Raw genomic sequence first — 21,766 nt, forward strand, 5'->3', positions numbered from 1 at the left:
AATGGTATTTTAGCATAGATTTTTGTAAAAATCGAGATTGAATTTATGAAGTATGGACATTATGGCCATCAAAGTTAGCCATTCTGTGGCACTAATTCTGGAACAAATGTCAATTGATCGTTGTCCAAATTAATATGCACAATACTGTGGGACTTAATTTGGTCAGCAATCATCATTTTTGCCAAAGGTGTCTCAACAACATTGGTAACATACCGCTGCAGTGGTCGGGCACCATATTGCGGTTCATATCCATTCTTTGCGATCCAACTTTTAGCGTCATCAGAAATCGAAATGGTGACATCCTGTGCTTTGGTCCGGTTTGAAAGTTGATCAATTAATTTTTGGACAATTTTTTCAATATCGGATCTAGACAATGGTGTAAAGGTAATGACATCGTCAATTCTGTTTAAAAACTCCGGTTTGAATGATGCCCTTAATAACTGATTAACCTGCTTTTTGGCATCAGTTGAAATGACGCCATTTTCATCCGTTCCTTCCAACAGAATATCCGAGCCTAAATTGGACGTCATAATTAAAATGGTGTTTTTAAAATTAATGGTCCGGCCCTGACTGTCTGTTAATCGACCATCGTCCAGAACCTGAAGTAGAATGTTAAAAACATCTGGATGGGCTTTTTCAATTTCGTCAAACAATACAATTGTATATGGATTTCGACGAACAGCCTCTGTTAATTGACCGCCTTCTTCGTAACCAACGTAGCCGGGAGCCGCTCCCACTAAACGTGACACGGATTCCTTTTCCATGTATTCCGACATGTCAATTCGGACCATATGATCTTCTGAATCGAATAAATCTTCGGCAAGGGCCTTTGCTAATTCTGTTTTCCCAACACCGGTTGGACCAAGAAATAAAAATGAGCCTAGAGGCCGACTGGGGTCCTGCAGACCTGCTCTAGAACGAATAACGGCATCTGAGACAGCCGTAACGGCGGCGTCCTGGCCAATTACCCGTTTATGCAGATTGTCCGCTAAATGAAGCAGCTTTTTGCGTTCACCTTCTACCAATTTGGTTACAGGGATACCGGTTTCACGGCTAACAACGCTGGCGATCTCGTTAGCGGTCACAGACTCACTAACCAGCCAATCAGCGTGTTGATCATTTGTCTCCAGTTTTTTTAGATCAGTTTCCAATTCGGGAATCGTGCCATGTTGTAAGACAGCTGCTTTGTTTAAATCATAATTGTTTTCGGCTTGTTTCAAATCGTTTTTTGCTTGATCCAGTTGCTTTTTCTTGTCACTAATCTTTTTTATAGAATCTTTTTCCTGCTTCCAGCGGGCGTTTAAGGTATTAACCCTTTCTTTCGTATTAGCCAGCTCAGATTGAAGTTGTTTTAGCCGATTTTTGGAAGCTTCATCGGTCTCTTGTTTGAGGGATGCTTCTTCAACTTCCAATCGCATTAATTGTCGGTTGGATTGATCCAATTCGGTTGGGCTTGAGTTCATCTCCACCCGAATTTCAGCTGAAGCCTCATCTACCAAATCAATGGCCTTATCGGGCAAATAGCGATCAGTAATGTAACGATCAGATAACTTGGCAGCGGCTACCAGCGCATTATCGTGAATTCGCACACCGTGGTGAATTTCAAGACTCTCAGCCAATCCTCGCAAAATCGTAATCGTATCTTCAACGGTTGGTTCGTGAACCACAACCCGCTGGAAGCGGCGTTCGAGAGCTTTGTCTTTTTCCATATATTTGCGATATTCATCGAGCGTCGTTGCGCCAATTAAATGGAGTTCACCACGGGCCAACATTGGCTTTAGAATATTTCCGGCGTCCATACTGCCCTCAGCTTTTCCGGCACCAACAATGTTGTGAATTTCATCAATAAACATGATAATTTGGCCTTCAGCTTTTTTGACTTCTTTAAGAACTGATTGAAGACGTTCTTCAAACTCACCGCGGTATTTTGCCCCCGCAATTAATGAACCCATATCTAGTTGGAAAATTGTTTTATTTTTCAAATTTTCAGGAACGTCGTTATTGGCAATTCGAATAGCCAAGCCTTCGACAACGGCCGTTTTACCAACCCCAGGGGCCCCAATCAGGACCGGATTATTCTTGGTTTTCCGCGATAATACCCGGATAACATCGAGAATCTCTTCATCCCGACCGATAATCGGCCCTAATTTGTTGGCACGAGCAGCCTTCACTAAATCAGTACCGTATTTTTCCAAAGCTTGATAGCTGTCTTCTTGATTCTTGCTGGTGACTTTTTGACCACCGCGAATTTTTTCAACAACGTTACGAACTTTTTGCTCAGTAATGTCATGCTGCTTTAAATAATCGGTAAACTTATCGCCATGTAATCCCATTACCGCGATTGTAAGAGTATCAACCGCGATAAAACTATCGCCAAACTCGTTTTTTAATTGTTCAGCATTTTGTAATAGTTCATATAAGTTTGCAGACAGCGATTGTCCGTAGTTGACGTTACTGCCCTCAACGGTTGCAATCTGATCGATTTCATTATCCAGTTCGCTGTTTAGATCATCTAAATTTAAACCAAGATCTGAATAAATCTGGCGGGCTAATTCTCCTGGTTGAACCAGGAATTTGAAAAGATGAGCAACTGTAATGTTTTGTTGCTTTCGAGTCGTGGCAATTTGTTGTGCTTGAGAAATTGCCTGTGTCACTGCTTCTGTTAAATTATCAGGATTCATTTAAAATATCACCTTATTATTGAATTTAATGTTATCTAATAAAAAGCTTGGAATTAAAAGCTTTCACGCCCATTCCAAACTGTTCAAAACATATATTATCAAATTTTATTACTAATGAAAAATAATTTGACCTTTTTTGACCAATTATTTTTCAGCAAACAACTTAGCAATTTCCACAATGACATCAGTCGCCTTTTCCATGGTTTGTTCCGAAACATATTCAAATCGACCATGCATATTTTCACCACCGGCAAATATATTCGGTGTTGGTAATCCCATATAAGAGATTTTTGAGCCGTCGGTCCCGCCACGGACTGGAAAAATATGTGGTTTAACCCCAACATTTTTCATCGCTTGTTCAGCAACTTTAACAACCGTTGGATCTTTCTGAATAACTTCACCCATATTGTAATATTGATCCTTTAAAGTAACGGTTACCCGAGTTTCGCCAAACTCATTGTTCATCTGATCAGCAATCCCCTTAAATAATCGTTTACGGGCTTCGAAACGTTCCCGATCATGGTCACGGATAATATAGCCGAGATGAGTATGGTCAACGCTTCCCTTAAAATCATAAACGTGGAAGAATCCTTGGCGGCCGTCTGTTTTTTCTGGACGATCAAATTCCGGTAAGGCGGCGTGAAAATCCATCCCTAATTGAATCGCATTGACCATGATCCCTTTAGCCTCTGCTGGATGAACATCAGTTCCTTTGATGTCAACTTGGCCATCTGCGGCGTTGAATGTTTCGTAATTCAAATCACCTAGTGGACCGCCATCGACCGTATAAGCAACACCAGCACCAAAATCAGCAACATCAAAATGGTCAGCACCCGTCCCAATTTCCTCGTCAGGACCAAAAGCAATTTTAATGTCACCATGTTCAATTTCTGGGTGATTCTGTAAATATGTGATTGCAGCAATGATTTCAGCAACTCCTGATTTATCATCAGAACCTAATAATGTTGTGCCGTCAGTGGTAATTAATGTGTCCCCTTGATACTTTTTTAGACTTGGAAAAACAGCAGGATCTAATGTATATTCACCGGTCTGATCAAGTTTAATGACCGATTTACCATCATAGTTTTCAACAATTTGTGGTTCAATATTTTCTGAGTTGAAATCTGCGGTGTCAATATGAGAAATGAATCCGACCGTTGGAGACTTCCGATCAGTATTGCCGGGTAACGTCGCAAAAACGTACGCGCTTTTTTCATTCGTATGAACCTGATCTAATCCCATCCCGGTTAAATGGTCTTTCAGCATGTTTAAAAACTTTGTTTCACGTTCTGATGATGGGATCGTGTCGGATTTCGGATCGGAACGGGTGTTGGTCTTTGCAAACTTTAAAAAATTACTAATTAGTTCTGGATACTTTGCCATTTCAAAAACTCCTTTGCTTACATAAATGTAAATGGATCCGTATTAATTTTCGATTCAATAACTGATAAATGCCAATTGTTTTCAGACGACCACTTAGCAAACATTGTAGCTAATTTGGGAATACAAATACTTTCAATGTGATGACCCGGATCAATAACCGGCATGTCGGCGGCCAACATATCGTGACCGGTATGATAATAAACATCGCCGGTGACATAAACGTCGGCACCAGCTTGTTGGGCCAACTTATAAAATTTGCCACCATCACCACCTAAAATTGCCACCCTTTTTATTGGGCGGTTTAAATCGCTAGCAATTACGCGTAAGCCTGAAACGTTGAAAACTTGTTTGCAGTAATTTGCGAAAGTCGATAATGTCATTTCATCCGGCAACTCGCCAACTCGCCCCATCGTGTACTGATGTTTCTTGTCCTCAAGACGAATGATGTTGTATAAAGGTTTTTCCAGTGGGTGAACGTCTGCCAGTGTCTTTAAAACGTGGTCCAGATTTTTTTCAGGAACTTCAAATTCTAAACGTGAATCTTCAATTTCTCGAGGCTCACCAGCAACACCAATCGTTGGATCGGCACCAGATTTGGGTACATAAAAGACAGTACCGTCAATTTCATAAGTGTAGCCCGTATATTGATTTTCACTTACTTCGGCACCGGCATCAACCAATGACATCCGAACGGCAGTTGCATATACTTTGGGGACTTGAACCGTAAGTCGAAAAACCGACCCTTCGTATTCAGGAACTAATCCGGCAATATTTTTTAAATTTAAGGCGGCTGCCAACCAATCATTCATCCCGCCATCTGCAGAATCTAAATTGGTGTGAGCTGCATAAACTGTGATATGGTGAGAAATAATATTTGCGTACATGGCATTTTGAGGATCACTGAGATCGAGATTATGTGCTGGGTGAAACATCACTGGATGATGTGCAAAGATAAAATCAACATCATTCTTAATCGCTTCCTCAACAACTTCTGGTCGAACATCCAGGGTCGTCATGACTTTATGAATATCTTGATTTAATGATCCAATTTGCAGACCAATTGGGTCGTGCTGCATTGCTAACTTTTTTGGCGCGAACTTTTCAAATTGATTAATTAGTTGACTAGCTTTCACCCTTTATCACCTCATTGATTGTCTTAATTTCCACTTTAATCCGTTGAATCTTTTGAATATCTGTATGAGAAGCCTTCTGCATATTTGCAATCACCCGTTGACGTTGACCAATCTCTTCTCGCCATTTTGCTTTAAAAACCGGTGACTTTTCTTTTAGGAGCAGTGATCCAAACATTAATTCATTAGGCGAATAGGCCATTTTTTGCGAAGCTTTAATCGCTGTAATAATTTCGTAAGTGTGGCTATCATCGACCAAAATCTGTTCGGCTTTAATTTGGTAACCATTAACCATCAGCCATTTCCGAACAATTGGCTCACCAACATTGGGTTGCAAAATAAGTTTCTCGTTACCTTTTAATTTTTCCTTACCGGATTCTAAAATGTGGGTAATTAAGTTTCCTCCCATTCCGGCAATCGTGATGGCTGTAATGTTATCACCGGGTTCAATTGCGGCCAACCCATCTGCTAATCTTGGTTGCAAAACCGAGAGTAACTTTTCTTTTTTTATTTCTGAAACTGCGTTTGATAAGGGTCCCTTTGCAACTTCACCAACTACCCCATACGGAATGATCTTATTTTTTGCGAGATAAATCGGCAAATATGCGTGATCTGAGCCAATGTCCGCTAGTCGACTGCCTCTTTCAACATGTTCGCTAACGGTTTCTAATCGTTTAGATAAGTGGTTACTATTCATTGATAACTCCTTAATATCTTGTTAATACCTTCATTATAAATTATCCAAACATAAAAAAACAGCAGAGTGGGAGAAAAGGTGGTTAACTTCCAGAGTATAATTGGATTATCCGAATATGCTCCGGGTGGAATAGTGAGATGATTCGATTGTACGACAGGAAGTTGCCTTTTGCCTCACATTTTTGCCTGATAATAGTCGTGATTACAAAAATGGGGCTGGACAAAATTGCTTTTGTCTCAGCCCCTGTTAGGATGGTTATTCTAAAAAGTCTTTTAATTGTTTGCTTCGTGATGGATGACGTAATTTTCTTAGGGCTTTTGCCTCAATCTGACGAATTCGTTCTCGGGTGACACCGAAAACTTTGCCAACTTCTTCAAGTGTTCGGGTACGACCATCATCCAACCCAAATCGTAATCGCAAAACATTTTCTTCACGATCAGTCAATGTGTCAAGAACGCTCTCGAGTTGTTCCTTTAATAGTTCGTAAGCTGCATGATCAGCCGGTGAAGTGGCATCCTGATCTTCAATAAAATCACCAAGATGTGAGTCGTCCTCTTCACCAATTGGGGTTTCCAACGAAACAGGTTCTTGAGCAATTTTAAGAATCTCTCGAACTTTTTCAGTTGGCATATCCATTTCGGCACCAATTTCCTCAGGTAATGGCTCACGACCCAAATCTTGAAGCAATTGACGTTGAATTCGAATTAACTTATTGATGGTTTCAACCATATGAACCGGAATTCGAATTGTTCGAGCTTGGTCAGCGATAGCACGGGTAATCGCCTGTCTAATCCACCATGTGGCATAGGTTGAAAACTTGAATCCCTTTCGATAATCAAACTTTTCAACAGCTTTCATTAATCCCATGTTTCCTTCTTGGATTAAATCAAGAAACTGCATGCCACGCCCAACATAGCGCTTAGCGATCGAAACAACTAAACGAAGGTTGGCTTCTGCCAATTCTTGTTTAGCTTCTTCATCGCCGGCCTCAATCCGTTTAGCTAAACTAATTTCTTCGTCAGCCTTTAACAATGAAACTCGGCCAATTTCCTTCAGGTACATTCTCACAGGATCATTAATTTTGACACCGGTTGGCGCTGAAACATCGGAAAGTTCTTTTTTAGTAACCTTCTTAGCAGCACCAATTGCTCGGGGATCAGGATCTCCCTTTTCATCAACCACACTAATTCCGGAGTCCTCAATGTTCTCAAGTAATTCTTCCATATCTTTTTGATTTAATGAAAACGGCTTTTGGATCTTCTCTTCAAGCTCATCATAAGTGATATGTCCAATTGGCTTGTTCTGCTTAACGATGGCATCAAAAACCTTCTTGTATGGTTTTTGAGCTTCCTTGGTAATTGCTTTTTTACTCTTTGTTACTCGTACTTTACCTGCTTTTTTGTTAGCCATCAAAATGCCTCCTGAAGTTATACTTTTTGCTTCATTCTTTTTTCCTGCTCAAGTTTAACAATTTCAATTGTTAACTGACGTTGTTTATCAACATCACCAATTTTAGCAGCCTGCTTTAACTCAGCGAGTTTCTTTTTTAATTTAGTTTCAACCGGAACGCGACGCATCAAAATTGTTAAATAGTTATCAACCTCTTCATCTGTGGACTGCTCGGGTAGTTCAAGCATTTCAATATCTACCAATAGACTTTGCAGCGAACTCTCTGTAATCATGTTGCTAAAGGTCGCGACATGATAATCAGCAAATTTGCTGAAATAGCCCTCTGCTAAAAGGTACAACATCTGAAAGGGTTCATCAACGAAAGCGAATCCTTGAACACCACGGACCTTTATCCAAACATCATGATTGTGCAACATTCGATTTAACAATTGCATCTCGGTTCGCTGAACTAATGTCATGTGTTTAGTTGGATGTTCAACGGGAATCGATTGATGGTATGATGTTTGATGTTGACTAGGATGCACCGGCACCCTTTTTGTGAGAGGTGCCAGTTGTTGAATCAAAACCTGCTTGTCAACTGAAAACTCATCGGCTAACCGATTAAGATACAAATCACGTGAAATGCTTGAATCAAGTCCGCTAATTAATTTGATTGCTTCAGTAATATAGTGACTTTGATCCACTTCGGAGTCTAAATTATACTGTTTTTTTAAATAATTTAATTCAAATTCAATTGGCGCTAATGCATGTTTAATGAGTTCTTGAAATGCTGGGCCACCCTTTTTACGGATGAATTCATCAGGATCCATCCCATCGGGAACTGTAACAATCTTAATGTCGAGCTTTGAAGATTCACCAAACGCATCAATTGCCCGTTTAATTGCCTTTTGGCCTGGAGTATCACCGTCGTAACAAATAATCACGTGATGGGTAATTCGCTTAATGTCGTATATTTGCTGTTCGGTTAAACTAGTTCCCATTGAGGCAATTCCAGACTTAATCCCTGCTTGGAACGCTGTAATCACATCCATAAATCCTTCAAACAGGATAGCCGGCTGGTCACTGCGAATGTTCGATCGAGCAAGATCCAAGTTGAATAGAATTTTTCGCTTGTTGAAAATTTCTGTTTCCGGACTGTTCAAATATTTTGGTAAGTCGGAATTTGTCGTTAATAACCGACCTGAAAAGGCAATGGTTTGACCACTTGAAGTGCGAATTGGATACATTACGCGATCAATAAATCGGTCCCGTAAATTGCCTTCCTGATCTTCAGAAAATAAGCCTGATTTTCGCAAAAGCTGATAATCGATTTTCCGCTGATCAAAAAATGGTTTCAACAGTCGTTGGCCGGGTGCGTAGCCAAGCTGATACGTATCGATAATTTCATCGGTTACACCACGGTTGTGCAAATAATCAAGCGCTGGTTGCCCCATTTTAGTATTCGTCAAAATATGATGATAAAGTTTAACTGACTGTTCGTGGAGATCGATTAATTGCTTGACCTTTTCATTTGCAGCGGAATTTTGGCTGCCAGGCTCAGTATCATTAAAATAACGATCATCAACATCAATATTTTCAAGTTGAGCAACTCTTTTAACTGATTCTGGGAAGGATAAGTTTTCAAGTTCCATAATGAACTTAAAGACGTTTCCACCACGGCCACAACTAAAGCAGTGAAAAATTTGTTTTTCTTCTGAAACAGAAAAAGATGGGGTTCGTTCTTCATGAAACGGACAAAGGCCAAATAAATTCTTTCCGGATTGCTTTAATTGAACAAACTGTGAAACAACATCAACAATGTTGACTTGCGATCTGATTTGCTCAATCACGTCTTCAGGGATCTTCAACCATCCTCGCCTCCCATCTTCAAAACTATTTAAATACCCGCAAAGAGTCGCACTTTGAAGTGCGACTCTTTTGCTAGCGATACATATTAAATAGTAGCATACAATGCAAGATTAAACAATCAATTACCCCTTAAAACAAGCGGACTCAAATCAGGGGTGACAGCTGGTGAAATAATCTGTTAATGACCGAATAGATATTATCCTTTAACAACCAATTTATCCAAATCACCAATTAATAAGATCATTTTCGAAATAATTGTTAATTGACGAAGCCGATTATTTTTTAAAGCATCATCCTTGGCCATGATCATTGTTGCGTCGAAATAGTCATTAATTGGATTTTCCAATGAAGCTAAGCGGTCAAAATCTTGTTCTGCGTTTAGACTATCGTAGTCATTAGCAGCTGTGCTAACAACCTTGTTTAAAGCTTTCTCTGAATCATTTTCAAACAATGATGGATCAACGGTTAAGTCATCATCCTTAAATGATCCCTTCTGAGAAATCCGAAGAACTCGAGTTAGCGATTCAATAATGGCTTTAAAGTTATCATCATCTTTGTGACTTTGCAACATTTTACCACTGGCAATATTAAATAAAATATTCGTGTGAGATCCAGTAGTAACTGCATCTGAAATATCATACCGAATCCCAAGGTCATCAAGATATTGTTTGATACGGTCCTTGACGAAGTTGCTGACAGCGTCAATCTGAGCGGCTTGATCCAATTTAGGTGCAACATTTTCCTGATTCTGTAACTGAATAATTTGGTCTAATGTTGATCCCAAGTCAAAATTCCAATTTTTTTCAGCAACGATTCGGACAATCCCGGTTGCTTGACGACGCAGGGCATACGGGTCGTTTGAGCCACTTGGCACCATTCCGGCAGCAAAGAATGTCAGAATACTGTCAAGCTTATCGGCAATCGCTAAAACAGCTCCCACGGCTGATTGAGGCAAATCACCATTGGCGGAAATCGGCATATAATGTTCGGCAATCGCCTTGGCAACGACAGGTGATTCGTGATTTAATAAGGCATATTTTTCGCCCATGATGCCTTGTAGCTCAGCAAATTCCCCAACCATCCCAGTTACTAAATCAAATTTGTAAATTTGAGCGGCGCGTTTCAGGTCTTTCAACTCATTATCAGAAAGACCGATTAATTTGCCAAGATAACCTGAAATAACTTGAACTCGTTGCATTTTTTCGTACATCGTCGAAATTTTGTCATGGAAACTTACCTTTTTCAAACGTTCAACGTAATCAGCGATCGTTTTCTTTTGATCCTCTTGATAGAAGAACATGGCATCTTCCAAACGAGCGGTGAGGACTTTCTCATTGCCGGCAACCACGTTCTGAATATCATAATCATTACCGTTTCTAACAGAAACAAAGTTTGGCAGGAGACTGCCCTCTTGATCGGTAACGTAGAAGAAACGCTGGTGGTCCTTCATTGATGTAATTAAGACTTCATCGGGAATTGTTAAGTATTTATCGTCAAAATTGCCCTCAAAAGCGGTTGGCCACTCAACCAAGTTATTAACTTCTTCTAATAGGTCTGGATCAAGATTGATTTTCCAGTTGTGATCGGCCGCAATTTTGTTGATCTGCTTGGTAATGATTTCTTTTCGTTTGGCAGCATCAGCAATTACAAATTGCTCAGTGAGTTTTTCTTCGTACTCATCGGCGTTGGCAAGCGAAACGTCTTTTCCTAAGAAACGGTGCCCGGATGTCACTCGATCAGTTGTAACATCAAGAATTGAGAAGGGAATGACAGTGTCATTGAGTAAGGCAACTAACCATTTGATGGGTCGGACGTATTCGAATGAGTAACTCCCCCATTTCATCATTGTCGGGAAAGTCATTGCGGTAATAACCTTTTTCATTCCGGGCAGAATCTCTTCCACAGGTTTGCCGGCAATATGTTTTTCAACAAAGACGTATTGGGTTCCCTTAACATCCTTAAACGTAATATCGTCAGGTGTCGCGCCCTGTCCACGAGAAAAGCCAATCGCTGCTTTTGTCCAGTTACCGTCAGCGTCTTGAGCAATCTTTTTGGCCGGACCTTTAACGGATTGATCAATATCTGGTTGCTTGTCAGCAAGTCCCGTGATATATAATGTTAATCGCCGTGGTGTACTAAAAGTTTTAATTGCTTTAAACGAAATGCGTTGTTTTTTTAAGAAATCGCTCGCACGCTTTTTGAATTGATTAATACTTGGCGTTACCACATGAGCAGGAATTTCTTCCAAGCCGATTTCGAGTAAGAAATTGTTAGCCATTACTTTTCCTCCTTGTCATCTTTTAATAGTTCCTGACGTTTTTTCTCATCTTTAATCAATGGGAAACCTCGACGCTTTCTGGCGGCTACAAACTCTTTGGCAACCCAACGAGCTAAATATCTAATTCTTGAGAGATAGCCGGCTCGTTCAGTTACCGAAACGGCACCACGGGCATCAAGTAAATTAAAAGTGTGACTACATTTCAAAATATAGTCGTATGCAGGATGCACTAAACGTTGCTTTAATAACCGCTTGGCTTCACGCTCATAATCGTTAAAGAAGTTGAAGAGCATCTCCTGATCACTGACTTCGAAACTATATTTTGAATGTTCATACTCTGGTTCTTTGAAGATGTCACCATATAGAACGCCATCGCCCCACTCCAAATCAAAGACGGAGTTTACGTTTTGGATGTATGAGGACAATCGTTCCAGTCCGTAAGTGATTTCGGAAGCAACCGGATCCATTTCTAGGCCACCCACAATTTGGAAGTAGGTAAATTGTGTGATTTCCATTCCATCCAGCCAAACTTCCCAACCAACACCGGCACACCCCATTGATGGATTTTCCCAATTATCTTCAACAAAGCGAATATCATGTTCCAGCGGGTTAATGCCAAGTTCCTTGAGACTATTCAGATAAAGTTCTTGAATATTTTCAGGCGACGGTTTCATAATGACTTGAAATTGATGATGTTGATAAAGACGGTTTGGATTCTCACCATATCGGCCATCTGCTGGTCGCCTGGACGGTTCAACATAAGCTGCGTTCCACGGCTCGGGGCCGATTGATCGTAAAAAGGTATATGGGCTCATCGTTCCGGCACCTTTTTCGGTATCGTAGGCTTGCATCAACATGCAGCCTTGAGCCGCCCAATATTGCTGTAATCGCAAAATAATTTCTTGCACTGATAATTTTTCAGTCATTAATCTTCCTCCTAATTTTTTCACAAAAAAATCCCTATGTTTAATGCGCTCACTACAGTAAGCCACTTAAACATAGGGACGATCAGATCGCGGTTCCACCCTACTTCTGGTATCACTACCAGCTCTTAATTATTTAGCTCAAAAAGTGCCAAATTGATTAACTGATTTTGACCAGCTCACACCTGCCTGATCTCGTTGTAAAAACCGGCTAATCTATTTCTTTTCTCAATGCTAAATTATTTAATTCAAAAATAATCATAGTTGACATTAAAAAGAATGTCAACGTCATGCTGTTCAGATTTTGAATTTCCCCAACTGATCAATAAACCGCTTGCTTTTGGGCGTTACACCAACGCTGCGGACATAAATTTGATCAATAACCTGCCGTAATGTCTTCTTAGTTGTGTCGTTAACTTTAATATGAGTGAGCTTACTAAGATCAACAACGGAGAACAAGCGCAGATAATAGATTGTCCGCGGGTCTAAATGTAATCGATAAGGATCTTTATCCCAATGGTTTTGGCATAGCAAACCGCCGTATGTTTCCGAGTAATCAAATGGTAAGTCACGCCGATGACAAATTGCACAATCAACCCAATTTGGTGCGACGCCGAATGGCTTAAGCAGTTGGATTTCAAAAATGTTAGCAATAATCTCGGCATCAAATCCCTCGTTAATCAAGTTAAGCCCAACCAATAATTTATCATACCAGGCTGGGATGGGCTCACCGTCTTGAAATGCCAGATCAATTAACGACATAATGTAGGTTGCATAGGCATTCTTGGCAATATCCTCGGCCATTGCCTGAAAATGGTCAAGCCGTTTGTCGTTAATAATGTAAGACAAACCGTTACTTTGAATATCACCGCCGTAAAGGCCATACGTGAACGGCAGGATTGCCGCACGCATTTTAAACTTTGGTCGTTTTGCCCCCCGAACCAGAAACATCTTTTTACCGAACTCACGGGTTAAAAATTTGACTAACAGGTCACGTTCACGATAGTCCTTGGTGTATAAAAGAATCCCGTTAAAATCAGCCCTATCGCCTGTTGCCACATTCATTCCTCCTCATATTGGTAAAAAACAGCTTGGTTGCGAATTAATCAGGATTGAAGCATTGAAATTAAAAAGCACCAACTATTTATCCTTACATCTCATCCTTTTTACTATAACCATAGGAATTCAGTAAATTGGCTTTATCTCGCCAACGTGGTTCAATTTTGACCCATAATTCAAGAAAAACTTTGTTTCCCATCATATGCTCAATGTCTTTGCGGGCAAGCGTGCCAATTTTTTTCAGCATTGAGCCGCCCTTTCCAATCACGATTGCCTTTTGACCATCTCTTTCAACAATAATTGTGGCTTGGATATGCAGGATGTCACGATCGTTTTTGATGTTTTCAACATAAACGGCAGTTGAATGCGGAATTTCCTGCCGCGTTAACTGCAGCACTTTTTCTCGAATCAACTCAGAGATCACAAAACGTTCAGGATGATCAGTCACCTGATCGGCAGGATAATACTGTGGACCGGTCGGCAGCTCTTTAGTAAGCGCATCGATCAACTCAGGGACATTGTTTCCCTGCAAAGCAGAGATGGGATAAACATCCTTAAACTGAAGTACATTTTTGTATTGTTCAATAATTGCCATAATATCGTCAGGTGAAATTTCATCGATTTTATTAATAAGCAGATAAATTGGCTTGTGAACGTTTTTCAGCTGATCAATGATAAAGTTATCGCCGGCGCCGCGACGCTCTGTCGCATTAACCATGAAAAGAACGGCATCGACCTCTTTAAGCGCTGAAAGTGCAGAGGCCATCATAAAATCGCCAAGCTTATTTTGAGGCTTGTGAATCCCAGGTGTATCAATAAAAACGATTTGAGCATCCTTGGTCGTATAAACACCCTGAATTTTGTTTCGAGTTGTTTGTGCTTTGTCACTCATAATTGCAATTTTTTGGCCCACAACTCGATTTAGAAAAGTTGATTTACCAACGTTTGGTCGACCAACAATTGCTACAAATCCTGATCGATAATTTGGATTATCCATGATATACTCCCTTTATTTTGATAGAAACGGGGCAAAAGTTTCTGTCCCATCTTCGTTTTAATTTACGTTAACTGGGTCGCCAATTTAATTGGCACACAGCTCAACCATTCTAATTAATCATTCAGATAATTAGATCCAAAGGATACCCCAGTACTCACTTGAATTTTGGAGGGTAACATCTTGGCTTCCATCTCTTTTATTTGAATAACATGATTAACCTTGGTATAAAAATTAATGCGCCAATAATTGCAGCAAAAGTTGCCGACAGTAAAACGCCACCGGCTGCGATATCTTTTGCTCGCTTTGCCATTAAATCAAAGTGATGGCCAACAATTAAATCAACCACATTTTCAATAATTGAATTCAAAACTTCAGATCCAATCACTGAGAAAAATGCCGCAAAGAGCCAGAGCCACTCATTAATTTTAATTTGAAGTACAATCCCCAAACAAAGCACAATGGCAGCGATGATGAGATCAAAGCGAAAGTTGCGTTCTTCTAGAACCAGCCGCTTGATTCCCTCCAATGCGTGTCCAAGTGATTGAAAAAATGTTTTATTCTTATCTATTTGTCGTTTATCTTTTAAGCCCATATGCATTTAAAATCTCTTTTTGCAACGGAAACATCACATCCGCATCAGATTTCTTCATGTGATCATAGCCATTGAGATGCAGGAAACCGTGAACAACCAAAAATCCCAGCTCACGTTCAAATGAGTGGCCTAAGTAATCTGCCTGTTCGGCAACTTTATCGACGGAAACAAAGATATCCCCAATGTTTTCAGGAATTTCTTCTTCAAGTTCTTCATCCATGAGAATTGGAAAATCATCGTCGCCCTGATCTTCAATTGCGAAACTAATCACATCCGTTGCGCGATCGACTCCTCTGTATTTTTTATTGATTTGATGGATTTCTTGGTTATTGACCAAAGTAACTGACATTTCAGTATTATCGGCTAAATGAATGTATGATCCAGCGAAGTTTAGCACATCACGGATTAACTTTTGGTCTTTTTCAGAAACACCCTTATCGGTTTTATCATAAATCTCTAAATCCATTAATTATTAGTCCTCGTTTAAATTATTGTCCATTATCTTCATACGCAGTAATAATCTTGGCTACAACCGGATGTCTTACCACATCCTTGGCGCTAAAGGTAACAAATTCGATTTGATCGATATTTTGTAAAATTTTTTGTGCAGTTACCAAACCACTGGTGGCATGCTTTGGTAAATCAATTTGAGAGATGTCACCATTAACGATCATCTTTGATCCAAAACCCAATCTGGTTAAAAACATCTTCATTTGCATGTTTGTCGTATTTTGAGCTTCATCAAGAATAACAAATGCATTGTCTAAAGTCCGACCACGCATATAAGCCAACGGTGCAATTTCAATGACACCACGATCCATTAAACGTTCAGTGTGTTCGGCACCTAGGATCGAATGTAACGCATCGTAAATTGGCCGAAGATACGGATCAACTTTTTCTTTAAGGTCTCCGGGTAAAAAGCCTAAACTTTCACCGGCTTCAACTGCCGGCCGAGTCAAAACAATCCTATCGACAGTCCCCTTTTTTAATGCTGCAACTGCCATAACAACCGCTAAATAAGTTTTACCGGTTCCGGCAGGTCCGATGCCAAACGCCACATCATGATGTTGTATTGCCTGAACATATTGTCGCTGTCCGAATGTTTTAACCCGAACAGCCTTACCTTTGGCATCTTTAATCAGCACCTGATTATATAGGTCTTGGAAATAATCAAGGGTGCCGTTTTGCGCCATATTGATGGCGCTAATGAAATCGCTGCTATTAACACTAATGCCCTTTTGAATCAGTGCTAATGTATTTTCCAAAACATGAATCGCAATTTCAACCGAATCATTTTGACCAGTCACACGAAGAGAATTGCCAAACACATTAATAGAAACGCCAAGGCCCTCCTCGATAATTGTAATATATTCATCTTGAGCACCAACGATTTGCAACAATTCATTTGGATCAGATACGATAAATTCCTTTGTAATTTGTTGAGTATCAGCCAAATACTTGAGCTCCTTTTCATTTAGTAATATTAATCAGATACTATCACAAAATGGGTGGTTGCTAAAGAAAACAGTGACGATCTTAACCTTTCAACTGTTTTTTTACAAATTGGTTCACAATATTACCATCTGCCTTGCCCTTTAACTTTGGCATAACAGCACCCATTACTTTTCCGAAATCAGCCATTGATTCAGCACCAACTTGAGAAATTGTTTCAACCACAATCTTTTCAACTTCGTCATTAGATAGCTGTTTTGGCGCGTATTCCTCGGCAATCTTTAATTTGGCCTGTTGATCAGTGACCAGGTCTTGACGATTCGCTTTTTGAAACTCTTCAAGAGATTCTTTTTGCTGTTTAATTTCTTTCATAACAACTGTATTAATTTGATCATCAGTCAGCTTGTGATTACTACTATCAACCTCAGCGTTCATTATTTGCGATTTAAGGCCGCGAATAACACCGAGCCTTACTTTATCCCTAGCTTTCATAGCATCCTTTAAATCAGACTTTAATTGATCATAAACACTCATCAAATTAACCCCTTTTCAATTGATAATTAAATTTTACCATTAAAAAAGATCAGAGACTAATAAACATTAGGCTCCGACCTCTTCAAAGTTATTATTAATAACGGCGTTTCTTTTTGTTATTACGCTTACGTGCTGCTTCGGACTTTAACTTACGCTTTACACTTGGTTTTTCATAAAACTCACGTTTACGATATTCCTGCAAAGTACCGCTTTTTGAAACTGTACGTTTGAAGCGTCGAAGAGCATCATCAAGAGACTCGTTTTTGCGAACGACCGTCTTTGCCATATGAAATTCCCTCCCTCCGAGCTTAAATGTAACTGTCTAAAAGCACTAAAAATGTGCATCCTAAAACGGTTCGAAATAAATTATACATATTAATCGAGAATGCGTCAATGATTTAAGCTAAAATTGATTGAACATGTTAGAATTAATTGGTAAATTCTATTTGTGAGGAGCAAATTTATATGAAAACGCAGAACGTCTTTATCATTTCCGACTCAAGTGGGGCAACAGCTCAAACGGTTGCCCAAACGGTGGTTTCTCAATTTCCCAATTTAAAAGCTGAAATCCGGCGCTTCCCATTTATCCAAACCGACTCAATTTTAAAGGGAATTCTAAATATTGCTAAAACTAACCATGCTATGATTTTTCATACTCTGGTAAGTGTCGATCTAAGTCAGATGGTCGAAACTTTTTGCGAAAGAAATCATATTGCTGACTTTGATTGTATTCAAACGCCAATGAATACATTGGCCAAGGTTACCGGTGAGCAGCCAGCCCATGTTCCAGGATTAATTCACGATTTAAACGAAAACTATTTTGAGCGAATTTCGGCAATTGAATTTGCAGTTGAAAACGATGATGGTAAAAACGCAAAGGGATTGTTAGAAGCTGACATTGTGTTGCTTGGCGTTTCCAGAACTTCCAAGACGCCGCTCTCCTTATATTTAGCAAATCAAAATCAACGGGTTGCTAACTTACCGATTGGTCCAAGCCTGCACATTCCAGAAGAATTGGCCGAAGTTAATAAGAATCGGATATTTGGACTACTTAATACACCTGAAAAATTAAGCAAAATTAGAAAACAACGGATGTTGTCCTATGGATTAAACGCGGATACACCATATTCCGATACTGATAATATCAAGAAGGAATTGGCATACGCGAAAAAATTATATAAAAAAATCGGCTGTCTGACAATTAATGTTGCGAATAAATCGATTGAAGAAACGGCAACGATTATTTTGGAAAGCTTAAATTTGGATACGACAACCTTTGAGGACTAACGTGTCTAACTGAAAATCAGGGGACCAATTCAGATCAAGATAAGTAGGCGAAACCTTTTTTCGAAATTATTGTGTATTTCCGTTTGGCAATGAACACGATTAAAAATTCCGGTCAGAGAAAAGTTGACTGTATGACCGGAATTTGCCCGTTTATTGGCGCTTTTACGTGGTAATAATTGTGATTAAACAAATTCAGAGTGAGATAAAAGACGGGTAACTTCCAGATTACAATTGGATAGTTTGGATATGCTCCGAGTGAAATAATAGGATGATTCGGCTGTGTTCTGGAAGGGCTTTTGTCTCACTTTTTTTCTTGATAATAGTCGTGATTATAAGAAACGGGTCCTTGGGACATAAGTCGATAAAATAGTTATTTTTTAAAACCCCGTCAAATCAGTGCTTTTGTAAACTGATTTGACGGGGTTTTACTTTAAAATTAAGATGCCATACACTTTTATTCATTTGTAATTCTTGTGCCAAAACCAGAAAATATTATCAAAAAGTGTCCCTTGTCGCTCTTAAGCACATTGGACTAAAATGGTCGATTGGCTTTCATATCATCAATAATGTTGGGATTGAAAACTTGTCTCCGCAACATGGTTACTTCATACCCGTGAGGATTATAGCGGACTTTTTTATTATCTGGATCCTTTAACACAGGGGTCTCCATAATCTTAGGCACGTTTGCAAGCTGTTGATAGTGAGCAATATAGTTTAAAGTATTAAAACCAATTGTCCCCAAACCGATAATTTGATGACGATCCTTATGGCTCCCCTGTTCATTTTTTGAATCATTTAAATGAATGACTTTTAAGCGATTGATTCCAATAATGTGATCAAATTCGTTGAGAACACCGTCAAAATCATTCTTAATATTGTATCCGGCATCGCTCGTATGGCACGTGTCAAAAGTAACAGACAGTTTTTCATTATCAGTCACTTTTTCAATAATTTCGGCCAATTGTTCGAAATTAACACCCACTTCAGTTCCCTTGCCGGCCATAGTTTCAAGGGCAATCTGTGCTTTTTGATTAGGTGTGATTACTTCATTTAACCCCTTAGCAATTTGATTGATCGCCTTTTGCGGACCAGCCCCCACATGGGCGCCAGGATGTAGGACAATTTGTTTCGCACCAATTGCCTCAGCACGTGTAATTTCCTGCTGAAGAAATTGAACGCCAAATGCAAAATTTTGTGGTTTTAATGTATTTCCTAAATTAATAATATATGGTGCGTGAACGACCACTTCTTTTAAACCATGATCATGCATATAGGCTTTACCACTGTCGGCATTTAGTTTTTCAATCGGTTTACGGATCGTATTTTGTGGTGCGCCTGTGTAAACCATAAAGGCTGTTTCATTAAAACCGGCTGCCTCTTTTGCTGATCCCAGAAACATATCTTTACCATTCATACTAACGTGTGAACCGATTAATAATGATTGATCATTCATGTTATTTCCCCCTTAAGATTAATTGACTAACTTGTTTAGATGCATCACCATTTTCCCAAGCACAAAATTTTTGATTGAATCGTTCTAAATTATTGGCGAAATCATCAAACTTCCCTGCTTGGCAATATATTTTAAGATAGGTATCCAGTTGGGATTCGGTAGTTGCCATTGGTCCCGGTAAATTATCCTGTGTATACGCAAAATAAAAACCCCGTAATTCATCACGATAATGCTGCAAATCATACGGGTAAAACAACATTGGTCGCTTTAAATTAGCAAAGTCGAACATTACCGACGAGTAGTCAGTGATGAGTAAATCAGTAATCAAGTAGAGCTCATTAATGTCAGTATCAGCAAGAATTCTAACCCGGTCTTCAAATCCGGAGATATCAATATGATCCTTTACCAAATAGTGCGGACGAATAATTAAAAACGTATCCGGGGAAACACTTTTGAAAAACGCCAATAAGTTAAATGGTAGATTAAAACGATACACGCCTTTTTGTTTAAAATTATCATCCCGCCATGTTGGTGCATACATCACAACATGACCAGGAACTTTCCCCAATAGTTTTTGTTTAATTTTCTTAATGGTTTCAGCATGATCATCGGCGTACAACCGATCATTTCGTGGATAGCCAATATCCAAAAAATGATTTTGAAATCCGAAAGCTGATTTAAAAATATCATGAGAATATTGGTTAGGTGCAATCAGATAATTCCAACGTTTAGCTTCGTTGATGAATTCCTGATGGTACTGTTGGGTAGTATTACCAGGTATTTCAACAGTTTCGATATCAACTCCTAGTTTTTTTAGCGGTGTGCCATGCCACGTTTGAATAAATGTTGTTCGCTTATTTTTTCGCCACCACTTCGGCATCCTCGAATTCATCACCCAATAGTTGGCTCTTGCGATGTATTTTACCCATCCAGGTGTAAATCGCTTAACTAACATTATATTAGGAAACTGAACATGCAGGCGCCGATACGCCGATGGTTTAACACTGAAGTAACAACTGTTTTTCATTTCAGGACGATCACGAATTAATTGTTGATAAATTGCAAACGGATTATCATTGATTTCTTTGCCATTAAAACTTTCAAATAAAATTAAATTTTTTTTAGTCCCCATACAAATAAACCCATCGTTCATCACGATGAGTACGTAGCGGGCAATCAATTTTATAAAATTAATCATTTTATTTTTCAAAAGCTCACCTCAAAAACTAAATTAAATCAACAAATCTTGAACGGAACTTATAATGTAAATGTGAACCAACTAGTAAGAAGAACAGGATCATTCCCCAAAAGACAATATTTAAAGTTGGCTTTTGCCAAAACCAGGAAGTCGATAACATCGAATCCCGAAATCCAGAAACAATGTAGAAGAATGGATTTAATTGAAGAATGTGAACAAATGGTGCTGGAAAAGCATTCGTTTCGAAATTGAACAAGACACCAGACATATAAAAAAGCATTCTCATTAACGATTGAAGTAAAATACGATAATCACGGACCAAGACTGAAATTGTTGAGTTAAAAATACCAAAAGCAATTAGCCAGGCAATCATACAGATGAAGTAATAAATCCATTGAAACCAGTAAATTGACGGGTGAACGCCATAAAGAAAACTAACTACAATTGAAAAAACCAACATGGTCCAAAAAGCACTTAAATTACTAACAATCTTAATCGTTGGTAAAATGCTAACCGGGAATTTCATTTTAGAAACCATACCGACCCGTTGATAAATACTTTTTGATGCATCGAGACTGGCTCGATTCATGAAGAACCAAGGTGTAATTCCAATCACCATCCAAGGCAGGTAATCAATTCCATGAGTCGTACTTCCATGCTTTAAACCAATCCCAAAGACTAGCCAATAAATACCAATTTGAATCAATGGATAAAGATATTCCCAAACCAATCCTAGATAATGACTTTGATATTCGGCTTTATCTTCATATTTTGAAATCCGAAAAATAATTCCAACATTTTGAAATTGCTCTTTGATTAATGTATAAACTTCTTTCAAGTTCCG

General features: G+C 39.2%; 19 protein-coding genes. 1 reads left to right on the forward strand and 18 read right to left on the reverse strand.

Going from position 1 to position 21,766, the window contains the following annotated elements; translation table 11 throughout:
- Positions 1-74 precede the first annotated feature (74 nt).
- The 15 genes from clpB to rpsU form a co-directional block, all read right to left on the reverse strand.
- Entirely contained in the window at positions 75-2,681 is a 2,607-nt protein-coding gene (gene clpB / locus FC85_RS11595) for an ATP-dependent chaperone ClpB (RefSeq protein ID WP_057865705.1), read from the reverse strand.
- Positions 2,682-2,825: 144 nt separating this feature from the next.
- Positions 2,826-4,064 (reverse strand): peptidase T, encoded by a 1,239-nt coding sequence (gene pepT, locus FC85_RS11600; protein WP_057865706.1) that lies wholly within the window; start codon positions 4,062-4,064, stop codon positions 2,826-2,828.
- A gap of 17 nt (positions 4,065-4,081) precedes the next feature.
- A complete protein-coding gene (locus FC85_RS11605) occupies positions 4,082-5,197 on the reverse strand; it encodes a Nif3-like dinuclear metal center hexameric protein (RefSeq protein WP_057865707.1) in 1,116 nt (371 codons plus the stop codon).
- Entirely contained in the window at positions 5,187-5,891 is a 705-nt protein-coding gene (locus tag FC85_RS11610) for a tRNA (adenine(22)-N(1))-methyltransferase (protein WP_057865708.1), read from the reverse strand. Before FC85_RS11610 ends, FC85_RS11605 begins: the two co-directional genes overlap by 11 nt.
- Before the next feature lie 255 nt (positions 5,892-6,146).
- Positions 6,147-7,301, reverse strand: a complete 1,155-nt coding sequence (gene rpoD, locus FC85_RS11615) for an RNA polymerase sigma factor RpoD (RefSeq protein ID WP_083485127.1) — start codon at positions 7,299-7,301, stop codon at positions 6,147-6,149.
- A gap of 17 nt (positions 7,302-7,318) precedes the next feature.
- Positions 7,319-9,148 carry a DNA primase gene (dnaG, locus tag FC85_RS11620; RefSeq protein ID WP_057865709.1) on the reverse strand — a complete coding sequence of 610 codons (1,830 nt, stop codon included), beginning with the start codon at positions 9,146-9,148 and terminating at the stop codon, positions 7,319-7,321.
- A 197-nt stretch (positions 9,149-9,345) separates the two neighbouring features.
- On the reverse strand, positions 9,346-11,427 hold the full coding sequence (glyS, locus tag FC85_RS11625) for a glycine--tRNA ligase subunit beta (protein ID WP_057865710.1): 2,082 nt from the start codon (positions 11,425-11,427) through the stop codon (positions 9,346-9,348).
- Positions 11,427-12,353 (reverse strand): glycine--tRNA ligase subunit alpha, encoded by a 927-nt coding sequence (glyQ, locus tag FC85_RS11630; RefSeq protein WP_057865711.1) that lies wholly within the window; start codon positions 12,351-12,353, stop codon positions 11,427-11,429. The genes glyS and glyQ overlap by 1 nt, the downstream gene beginning before the upstream one ends.
- Before the next feature lie 294 nt (positions 12,354-12,647).
- The gene (recO, locus tag FC85_RS11635) at positions 12,648-13,409 is read right to left on the reverse strand and encodes a DNA repair protein RecO (protein WP_147008446.1); all 762 of its coding nucleotides are present in this window, start codon (positions 13,407-13,409) and stop codon (positions 12,648-12,650) included.
- Positions 13,410-13,500: 91 nt separating this feature from the next.
- Positions 13,501-14,406: a GTPase Era gene (gene era, locus FC85_RS11640; RefSeq protein ID WP_057865713.1), complete on the reverse strand. Its 906-nt coding sequence runs from the start codon at positions 14,404-14,406 to the stop codon at positions 13,501-13,503.
- 196 nt (positions 14,407-14,602) lie between these two features.
- Complete coding sequence (locus FC85_RS11645; protein ID WP_083485131.1) at positions 14,603-14,998, reverse strand: diacylglycerol kinase family protein; 396 nt, start codon at positions 14,996-14,998, stop codon at positions 14,603-14,605.
- Positions 14,982-15,464, reverse strand: coding sequence for an rRNA maturation RNase YbeY (gene ybeY, locus FC85_RS11650; protein ID WP_057865715.1), 483 nt, complete (start codon positions 15,462-15,464; stop codon positions 14,982-14,984). Before ybeY ends, FC85_RS11645 begins: the two co-directional genes overlap by 17 nt.
- Before the next feature lie 22 nt (positions 15,465-15,486).
- On the reverse strand, positions 15,487-16,452 hold the full coding sequence (locus FC85_RS11655) for a PhoH family protein (RefSeq protein ID WP_057865716.1): 966 nt from the start codon (positions 16,450-16,452) through the stop codon (positions 15,487-15,489).
- Positions 16,453-16,534: 82 nt separating this feature from the next.
- Positions 16,535-16,984 (reverse strand): GatB/YqeY domain-containing protein, encoded by a 450-nt coding sequence (locus tag FC85_RS11660; protein WP_057865717.1) that lies wholly within the window; start codon positions 16,982-16,984, stop codon positions 16,535-16,537.
- Between the two features lie 94 nt (positions 16,985-17,078).
- On the reverse strand, positions 17,079-17,270 hold the full coding sequence (gene rpsU / locus FC85_RS11665; RefSeq protein WP_035177572.1) for a 30S ribosomal protein S21: 192 nt from the start codon (positions 17,268-17,270) through the stop codon (positions 17,079-17,081).
- A gap of 179 nt (positions 17,271-17,449) precedes the next feature.
- Between rpsU and FC85_RS11670 the strand changes: the two genes are divergently transcribed.
- The gene (locus FC85_RS11670; protein ID WP_057865718.1) at positions 17,450-18,271 is read left to right on the forward strand and encodes a pyruvate, water dikinase regulatory protein; all 822 of its coding nucleotides are present in this window, start codon (positions 17,450-17,452) and stop codon (positions 18,269-18,271) included.
- A gap of 532 nt (positions 18,272-18,803) precedes the next feature.
- Here FC85_RS11670 and FC85_RS11675 read toward each other — a convergent pair.
- From FC85_RS11675 to FC85_RS11685, 3 genes are read right to left on the reverse strand one after another with little or no spacing between them, the layout of a single operon-like run.
- On the reverse strand, positions 18,804-19,724 hold the full coding sequence (locus tag FC85_RS11675; protein ID WP_083485128.1) for a deoxyribonuclease IV: 921 nt from the start codon (positions 19,722-19,724) through the stop codon (positions 18,804-18,806).
- A 1-nt stretch (position 19,725) separates the two neighbouring features.
- On the reverse strand, positions 19,726-20,922 hold the full coding sequence (locus FC85_RS11680; RefSeq protein ID WP_371862934.1) for a CDP-glycerol glycerophosphotransferase family protein: 1,197 nt from the start codon (positions 20,920-20,922) through the stop codon (positions 19,726-19,728).
- 28 nt (positions 20,923-20,950) lie between these two features.
- On the reverse strand, positions 20,951-21,760 hold the full coding sequence (locus FC85_RS11685) for an ABC transporter permease (RefSeq protein ID WP_057865720.1): 810 nt from the start codon (positions 21,758-21,760) through the stop codon (positions 20,951-20,953).
- Positions 21,761-21,766 lie beyond the last annotated feature (6 nt).

This window comes from Lentilactobacillus diolivorans DSM 14421, assembly GCF_001434255.1.
In the GTDB taxonomy this organism is placed as follows: Bacteria; Bacillota; Bacilli; order Lactobacillales; family Lactobacillaceae; genus Lentilactobacillus; species Lentilactobacillus diolivorans.